The 7,501-nt window shown below is 63.6% G+C and carries 8 protein-coding genes and 1 pseudogene; 2 read left to right on the top strand and 7 right to left on the bottom strand.

Annotated elements, in window-relative coordinates; all coding sequences use genetic code 11:
• Both VIM95_RS20295 and VIM95_RS20290 read left to right on the top strand, forming a co-directional pair.
• Window positions 1-592 (top strand): annotated as a pseudogene (locus VIM95_RS20295) (hypothetical protein); the annotation flags it as partial.
• 34 nt (window positions 593-626) lie between these two features.
• Window positions 627-1,625, top strand: coding sequence for a hypothetical protein (locus VIM95_RS20290; protein ID WP_331989363.1), 999 nt, complete (start codon window positions 627-629; stop codon window positions 1,623-1,625).
• A 64-nt stretch (window positions 1,626-1,689) separates the two neighbouring features.
• On the opposite strand, the gene trmB is transcribed toward VIM95_RS20290, so the two are convergent.
• The 7 genes from trmB to gmk all read right to left on the bottom strand — a co-directional run bounded on the left by trmB (window position 1,690) and on the right by gmk (window position 7,436).
• A complete protein-coding gene (gene trmB, locus VIM95_RS20285) occupies window positions 1,690-2,367 on the bottom strand; it encodes a tRNA (guanosine(46)-N7)-methyltransferase TrmB (RefSeq protein ID WP_331989361.1) in 678 nt (225 codons plus the stop codon).
• 96 nt (window positions 2,368-2,463) lie between these two features.
• Complete coding sequence (locus VIM95_RS20280) at window positions 2,464-3,246, bottom strand: thiazole synthase (protein ID WP_331989359.1); 783 nt, start codon at window positions 3,244-3,246, stop codon at window positions 2,464-2,466.
• Window positions 3,243-3,707, bottom strand: a complete 465-nt coding sequence (locus VIM95_RS20275; protein WP_331989357.1) for a GNAT family N-acetyltransferase — start codon at window positions 3,705-3,707, stop codon at window positions 3,243-3,245. The genes VIM95_RS20280 and VIM95_RS20275 overlap by 4 nt, the downstream gene beginning before the upstream one ends.
• Window positions 3,707-3,910 carry a sulfur carrier protein ThiS gene (thiS, locus tag VIM95_RS20270; RefSeq protein ID WP_349258189.1) on the bottom strand — a complete coding sequence of 68 codons (204 nt, stop codon included), beginning with the start codon at window positions 3,908-3,910 and terminating at the stop codon, window positions 3,707-3,709. Before thiS ends, VIM95_RS20275 begins: the two co-directional genes overlap by 1 nt.
• A 401-nt stretch (window positions 3,911-4,311) precedes the next feature.
• Window positions 4,312-6,489, bottom strand: a complete 2,178-nt coding sequence (locus tag VIM95_RS20265; RefSeq protein WP_331989355.1) for a bifunctional (p)ppGpp synthetase/guanosine-3',5'-bis(diphosphate) 3'-pyrophosphohydrolase — start codon at window positions 6,487-6,489, stop codon at window positions 4,312-4,314.
• Between the two features lie 56 nt (window positions 6,490-6,545).
• Window positions 6,546-6,755, bottom strand: coding sequence for a DNA-directed RNA polymerase subunit omega (gene rpoZ, locus VIM95_RS20260; protein WP_331989353.1), 210 nt, complete (start codon window positions 6,753-6,755; stop codon window positions 6,546-6,548).
• A gap of 66 nt (window positions 6,756-6,821) precedes the next feature.
• Window positions 6,822-7,436, bottom strand: coding sequence for a guanylate kinase (gmk, locus tag VIM95_RS20255; protein ID WP_331989351.1), 615 nt, complete (start codon window positions 7,434-7,436; stop codon window positions 6,822-6,824).
• Between the last annotated feature and the right edge of the window lie 65 nt (window positions 7,437-7,501).

Raw genomic sequence — 7,501 nt, 5'->3', positions numbered from 1 at the left:
CTTTGCCGTGGCGGTGAAGCTCAATTCGGCCGACTTTCAGCGCGGGGGCTTCAGTGCCGAAGACGCCCGCTTCGTGGTGGCCATGCTCAACCCCCTGGGTCTGGATCTGATCGAGCTTTCAGGCGGCAGCTATGAGGCCCCGGCCATGCACGGCCAGACCCGTGATGGTCGTACCCTGGCCCGTGAGGCGTATTTTCTGGAGTTCGCCCAGGACATCACCGCCGTGGCCCGGATGCCCATCATGGTGACCGGTGGCATACGCCGCTACCCGGTGGTGGAGCAGGTGCTGGCCAGCGGCGTGGCCGTGGCCGGCATGGCCACCGCCTTGGCCATCGACCCGCAGCTGCCACGTGCCTGGCGTACCGATGCGGGCCAGAGCCCGGTGCTGCGCGCCGTTCCCTGGAAGAACAAGGTACTGGCCTCGGTCGGCTATATGGCCATGGTGAAGTACCAGCTGCGCCGCTTGAGCCAGGGCAGGCCCAGCCAGCCTAAGGTGGCGCCGGCCCTGGCCCTGCTGCAGCAGCAGTGGGAGACCCAGCGCAGGAACCGTCAGTACCGCCGCTGGGTGCATGTCCAGCCCATCGCTGCCTGAACCCTTGCCCAAGCGGAAATTGAAGATGTCCACCATGAAATACACTACCGCCACCGTCTTGCTGTGGAGCCCGCTGGCAGGCTCTGCCTGGGCGCAAGAGGCCGAGGCTGCGGTCCAGCCCGCTACCGCCAACATCACCCTGGCCGGGCAGGATGTGCCGGTGCAGGCGGGCGGGCTCTATGCCCGCTACCGCTCCAATCCACCACTCGCGGTCATCGCGGCGGAGGCGCCGGCGCTGGACCTCAGCTGGTTCCGGACGCTCAAGAAGGAAAGGGTCGAGATAGGGTTCGAATCCTGGTCGCCTAACTTCTATTACCAGAGCAGCCGCATCACCGCGGTCTACACGGCCGATATCACACGCTTGCGGGAACTGATGCCGGCGGCCGTGCTGAAGGCGGTACAGCCTTTGCATATCTGGCCGGGGCGCGGTGTGGTGGCGCTCACCGCCTACAGCTATCGCTACTGCGACAACGACAGTTACAAGGAAGTCGCCCTGTCCGTCGTCACCAGCAAGCCGGGTGGCGCCAATCTCGGCCCCTTCAGCCTCTGGGCGCAGTCCTGGTCTGGCGATTATTGGGGCTATGTACTCAAGCTGCCGGTCGATACCGAGCTGGCCCGGGTACGCGGCGTGGTCGGCTACAACCTGCCCAAGTGGCTGACCCGTATCGAGCTGGCGGAGAGCGAGCAGGCCATGACCTTTAGCCTGGCCGATAGCGAGACGGGCAAGCCCGACGTGGTCTTCGAGGGCCGCAAGCTGATGGGCCTCTCCCGCAAGGTGGCGATGGCGCGCAACAGCTTCACCAATCTCGACCGGGAGGGGAGGCTGACCTACGGTTATGCGGATTCACGCCTTTTGAGCCACGCCAGCAGCGACCAGGCCGACGTGGCCAAGCTCACGTTGGGCGAGGGCGGCCTGTCGGCCTATATCCGTTCGCTCAAGCTCGGCAAGCTGCTCAAGTACGAGTACGTGCCGGAATTCCAGAGCGCGCTCTATGCACCGGCGCCGCTGGCTGCCTTGACGGTGGGGCAGTGAACACTCTTGGGGGCGGAAATGAAAATGGCGACCCTGAGGTCGCCATTTCTTATCGTGACAGCGCTTACTTCTTGATGAACAGCAGATCCCACACGCCGTGGCCGAGGTTGAGGCCGCGCTGCTCGAACTTGGTCAGCGGGCGCCAGCTTGGGCGCTCGGCATAGGTCTCGGCGGTATTGCGCAGGTCAGGGTTGGCGCTCAGCACCTCCAGCATCTGCACCGCGTAGTCTTCCCAGTCGGTGGCCATATGCACATAGGCGCCGGGCTTGAGGCGGCTGACGATATGCGCCAGGAAGGCCGGCTGCACCAGGCGACGCTTGTGGTGGCGCTTCTTGGGCCAGGGGTCGGGGAAGTACAGGTGGAAGCCGTCCAGCGAGTTGGGCGCCAGCATATGCTCGACCACCTCGACCGCATCATGGCGGATCACCCGGATATTCTCGAGCCGCTTTTCCTCGATCAGCTTGAAAAGGTTGCCCACGCCAGGGCCGTGTACCTCGATGCCGAGGAAGTCGGTATCGGGCCGTGCCGCGGCGATCTCGGAGGTGGCGCCACCCATACCAAAGCCGATCTCCAGCACCTTGGGCGCGCTACGGCCGAAGGCGGCATCCAGGTCCAGCCGCTCGGCTTTGTATTCGATGCCCCAGCGCGGCATGCCGGCCTCCATGGCACGGGTCTGCGCGTCGGAGAAGTGACCCTGGCGTAGCACAAAGCTGCGGATATGACGGTGTTGCGGGTTGTCCATGATGTCTTACGAGTGCGGTAGGTGGGGGCTGGCGGGTTCACCGGGGGAGCGCAGCGGCTGCCCGGTGACGACCTCGCTCCTGTTTGTTCTTCTGGTTTAGCCTATCAGGCCGCCGGTTGGCGAGCTGGGGCTACCCGAGTACAGCTTCCTGGGCATGCGTCCGGCCAGGAAGGCCTCGCGGCCGGCCTCGATACCCAGCTTCATGGCACGAGCCATGCGCACCGGGTCTTGGGCGGCGGCAATGGCGGTGTTCATCAGCACGCCGTCACAGCCCAGTTCCATGGCAATGGCGGCGTCCGAGGCGGTGCCTACGCCGGCATCGACGATCACCGGCACGCGGCTCTGCTCGATGATGAGCTTGAGGTTCCAGGGGTTGAGGATGCCCATGCCCGAGCCGATCAGGCTGGCGAGCGGCATGATGGCGCAGCAGCCGATCTCTTCCAGCTGGCGGGCGACGATGGGATCGTCCGAGGTATAGACCATGACGTCAAAGCCGTCCTTGATCAGGGTCTCGGCCGCCTTGAGGGTCTCGATCACGTTGGGATAGAGGCTGTGCGAGTCACCCAGCACTTCCAGCTTCACCAGCTTGTGGCCGTCGAGCAGTTCACGTGCCAGGCGCAGGGTACGAACCGCATCGTCGGCGCTGTAGCAGCCGGCGGTATTGGGCAGATAGGTGAATTGCGAGGGTGGCAGGTAGTCCAGCAGGCTGGGCTGGCTGGCATCCTGGCCCAGGTTCACGCGGCGGATGGCCACGGTGACGATCTCGGCACCCGAGGCGTCGATGGCGGCGCGGGTCTCGGTGAAATCCTTGTACTTGCCGGTGCCGACCAGCAGGCGGGAGCCGTATTCGCGGCCAGCGATGGTGAAGGGCTTGCTCATGGGGATATCCGGTTGGGGCGCTGCTTGGGCGCCATGATCAAGGTGGTCGAGTAGTCGAGAAAGCCGACCGAGCGCCAGAAGGCCAGCGCCCGCTCATTGGTGTTCAGTACGTCCACGCTCAGCCGCTTGTCGGCAGGCCAGTATTGTTCGAACAACAGCGCCAGCGCACGCCGCCCTAGGCCTAGCCGGCGCCGGTCGCCAGCCACGAAGAACTGGCGCAGATAGATGGAACCGGTCTGCTCCAGGTAGAGCGCGTAGGCTACTACCTGATCGTCGTATTCGAACAGTACGGCCGAATAGCCTTCTTCGGCCAGCCACGCGTGCATGCGTTCGCGCAGCCGGGCAGCGGTCTGACTGGTACTTTGGCCTTCATCGCGGCGCAGCTGCTGGTTGAGTTCAGCCAAGAGATCCACGTCTGCCAAGGTGGCGGGGCGGCTTTGCAGGGTGACCAGGGCCGTCATCAGCCGCCACCCACCGCAACCACGATTTCCAGCTTGTCGCCATCCTGCAGCCGGGTCTCGCTGTGCTGGCTGCGCGGCACGATCTCACCATTGCGTTCGATCGCGATGCGTCGACCGGCATGCCCCAGATGGTCGATCAGTTCGGTCAGGCTCAGGCTGGCGGCGAATTCACGGGCTTCGCCGTTAAGGGAAATGGTAATCACGCTGGGTTCTTGGTCTGCTGCAATCCAGCCCGATTTTAGCACCGCCTCGCCGCCGCCCCGATATGAACTTAGGTAATTGAACAAACAACAGTTATTCCACGCCGGAACGAGCGCGTTGAGCCAACTGCCGTGAGCGTTTTTTGGACAGGCAGCGAACTGTATTCAGAGCGCCCACGAGCGCAGCGAGGTTCCCCCGCCGGCGGGCGGGGGCGGAGGGGGTAGGGATGCGACAAAGCAAATGAGGGTCGTCGCCTCCTTCTTCACAAATGCATAGCGCCCGGGTGAGCGAAGTCGTTGCCACCTTCAGGTGGCTTACTACTTCGGCCTACTCCTTACGGGAGCTCCCGGGCGCCATCGCTGCACTTATCTCTGATACGACGTAAGTAACTTCAACCAGACCCTCACGACTTCAGTCTGTGTATGCGTACCACCCGCTCCAACTGCCTGAGCGTCTGCATGACCTTGGCCAGGTGCTGGCGGTTCTCCACCTGCACCGTGAAGCTGATCTCGGTATAGCGGTCACCTTCATGCTCGCTGTCCATGCGCACGTTCTCGATATTGGCGGCCGCCTCCGAGATGGCGGCGGCTATCTGTGCCAGCACGCCACGCTCATGCATGGCCAGCACCTTGATCTGCACGTCGAAGAGCTTGCCCGGCGGCACGTCCCATTCCACTTCCAGCAGCTTGTCCGGGTCCACCTTGCCATGCCGGCCGACCACTTGCGGGCAGTCGTGGGTATGGATCACCAGACCCTGGCCCTGCTTGATCAGGCCGATGATGGGGTCGCCCGGGATAGGGTTACAGCAGCGCGAGAACTGCACCGCCACGCCCTCGGTACCGCGGATCAGGATAGGCCCGCTCTTGGCCTCGCCCTCACTCAGGAGGCCGGCCAGGGTCAAGAGGCGCTGTGCTACGACCACGCCTAGCCGCTTGCCGAGGCCAATGTCGGCCAGGATCTCTTCGCGCTTGGACGGCGCATTCTCTTTGAGGTAGCGCTCCCACGATTCGGGTGGCAGCTCGGTGCTTTGGTTCATCAACGCCCGTACCGCCTGGCCCAGCATGCGCTCACCCAGCTGTACCGCTTCCTCATAGCGCATGGTCTTGAGGAAGTGGCGGATATGCGAGCGTGCCTTGCCGGTGACCACGAAGTTGAGCCAGTTCGGGTTGGGGCGGGCCGTGGTGGCGGTGACGATCTCGACCTGGTCCCCAGTCTTGAGCGTGGTGCGCAGCGGCATCAGATCGTAGTTGATGCGTGCGGCGATGCAGCGGTTGCCGATGTCCGAATGCACTGCATAGGCAAAGTCCACCGCCGTGGCGCCTTGCGGCAGGGTCAGGATCTTGCCCTTGGGGGTGAAGACATAGACTTCACCGGGGAACAGGTCGACCTTGATATGTTCGAGGAATTCGACCGAATCGCCCGACATGGACTGGATCTCGAGCAGCGACTGCAGCCACTGGTGGGTTTTTTGCTGTACGTCGCTGACGTTCTCGTCGCCTGACTTGTACATCCAGTGCGAGGCCACCCCGGCCTGGGCCACCTTGTGCATGTCCTGGGTGCGGATCTGCACCTCGATGGGCGTGCCATAAGGACCGGAGAGCGCGGTGTGCAGGCTCTGGTAGCCGTTGGGCTTGGGGATGGCGATGTAATCCTTGAAGGTGCCGGGCCGTGGCTTGTACAGCCCGTGCAGCGCGCCCAGCGCCAGGTAGCAGGTGGGCACATCCTTCACGATCACGCGAAAGCCGTAGATATCCAGCACCTCGGAAAAGCTCAGGTGCTTTTCCTGCATCTTGCGGTAGATGCTGGCCAAGTGTTTTTCGCGGCCGTAGACGGTGGCCTCGACCTTGGCCTCGGTGAGCTTGTGCTTGATCGCGTCGAGTATCTTGCTGACCACCTCGCGGCGGTTGCCGCGGGCTGCCTTGAGTGCCTTGCCCAGCACCTCGTAGCGCATGGGGTGTAGGTAGCGGAAGCTCCAGTCTTCCAGCTCCTGGTAGATGGCATGCAGGCCGATGCGGTTGGCGATGGGGGCGTAGATCTCCAGCGTCTCGGCAGCGATACGCTTTTGCTTGTCCTCGCGCATATGGCCGAGGGTGCGCATATTGTGCAGCCGGTCCGCCAGCTTCACCAGAATCACTCGCACATCGCGGGCCATGGCCATCAGCATCTTGCGGAAGTTTTCGGCCTGCGCCTCTTCCTTGCTCTGGAATTCCAGCTTTTCCAGCTTGGAGAGGCCATCCACCAGCTCGGCGATGGGCTTGCCAAAACGCTCGGTCAGCTCCAGCTTGCTGACCCCGGTGTCTTCCATGGTGTCGTGCAGGAAGGCTGCCATCAGCGCCTGCGCATCCAGGTGGTGGTCCGCCAGGATGTCGGCGACCGCCAGTGGATGGGTGATATAGGGCTCGCCGCTCTTGCGCGACTGGTCCTTGTGGCATTCGGCGCTGAACAGAAAGGCTGCCTTCAGGAGCGGCAGGTCCTCGGCCTTCAGGTAGCCCGAGACCTTGGCGAACAGCGTGTTCGCATCCCGCGCCACCTGGGCGGCGTAGTCATCGGGGACGGGTATGTCGTCAGCGGTCAGCATCATGGCACGAAGGCAAAAAAGCGGGCATGGGCCCGCTTTTTATTGCACAGCTCGGACGATCAGGCCCGCGAACGGTGCAGGATCTCGATGCCGATCTTGCCAGCGGCCAGCTCGCGCAGGGCCAGCACGGTGGGCTTGTCGCGGCCGGCAGCGTCGACCAGCGGGGTGGAACCGTTGGCCAGCTGGCGGGCGCGGTAGGCGGCGGCCAGGGTCAGGTCAAAGCGGTTGGGGATGCGGTCGAGACAGTCTTCTACGGTAATGCGGGCCATGATGGGTTTACTCCGGTAAAACGGCCGGCCACAAAGGGGCCGGCACTATGCTGAATAGGGAGGGCTTCAGCCCTTGAGGCTGGCGATCAGGGCGGCGTGACGCTCGCACTGGGTCGCGACCTGGCAACGCTCGGCACGGACGATGCCGATGATGTCGCGCACCGACTGGTCGATGTGTTCGTTGACGATCACATAGTTGAACTCGCCGACATGGCCGATCTCTTCGCGGGCGTTGGCCAGGCGGCGCACGATGGCCTCCTCGCTATCGGTACCGCGGTTGCGCAGGCGTTGCTCCAGCACCTCGGCGCTGGGCGGCAGGATGAATACGCCGACCGCGGCGGGGAAGAGCTTGCGCACCTGTTGAGCGCCCTGAACATCGATCTCCAGGAGGATATCGTTGCCGGCGGCCATCATGTCGGTGATCCACTTCTGCGAGGTGCCGTACAGATTGCCGTGCACCTCGGCGTGTTCGAGGAATTCGCCCTTGCCGACCATGGCGAGGAACTGCTCGCGGCTCACGAAGTGGTAGTCGCGGCCATCCTGCTCACCGTCGCGCGGCGCGCGGCTGGTAAAGGACACCGACAGCTGCACCTTGGAATCGGCTGCAAGCAGGCCGCGCACCAGCGTGGCCTTGCCAGCGCCCGAGGGGCCAGCGACAACAAAAAGCTTGCCTTTGCTCATAGGGGATTATCTCGTTGATTCAAACGGCTAATTGGCAGCGTAACACAATCGTCAAACAGCATCAG

This window comes from Chitinimonas sp. (assembly GCF_036568685.1).
Classification (GTDB): domain Bacteria; phylum Pseudomonadota; class Gammaproteobacteria; order Burkholderiales; family Chitinimonadaceae; genus Chitinimonas.
This window is presented reverse-complemented; position numbering and strand designations above follow the sequence as displayed.

Excerpts from the sequence above, each read along its gene's own strand:
- VIM95_RS20265 (WP_331989355.1), bottom strand. The coding sequence starts at position 6,489 with ATGATGCTGACCGCTGACGACATACCCGTCCCCGATGACTACGCCGCC.
- VIM95_RS20275 (WP_331989357.1), bottom strand. The coding sequence starts at position 3,707 with ATGACGGCCCTGGTCACCCTGCAAAGCCGCCCCGCCACCTTGGCAGAC.
- rpoZ (WP_331989353.1), bottom strand. The coding sequence starts at position 6,755 with ATGGCCCGCATTACCGTAGAAGACTGTCTCGACCGCATCCCCAACCGC.
- VIM95_RS20290 (WP_331989363.1), top strand. The coding sequence starts at position 627 with ATGAAATACACTACCGCCACCGTCTTGCTGTGGAGCCCGCTGGCAGGC.
- trmB (WP_331989361.1), bottom strand. The coding sequence starts at position 2,367 with ATGGACAACCCGCAACACCGTCATATCCGCAGCTTTGTGCTACGCCAG.
- gmk (WP_331989351.1), bottom strand. The coding sequence starts at position 7,436 with ATGAGCAAAGGCAAGCTTTTTGTTGTCGCTGGCCCCTCGGGCGCTGGC.
- VIM95_RS20280 (WP_331989359.1), bottom strand. The coding sequence starts at position 3,246 with ATGAGCAAGCCCTTCACCATCGCTGGCCGCGAATACGGCTCCCGCCTG.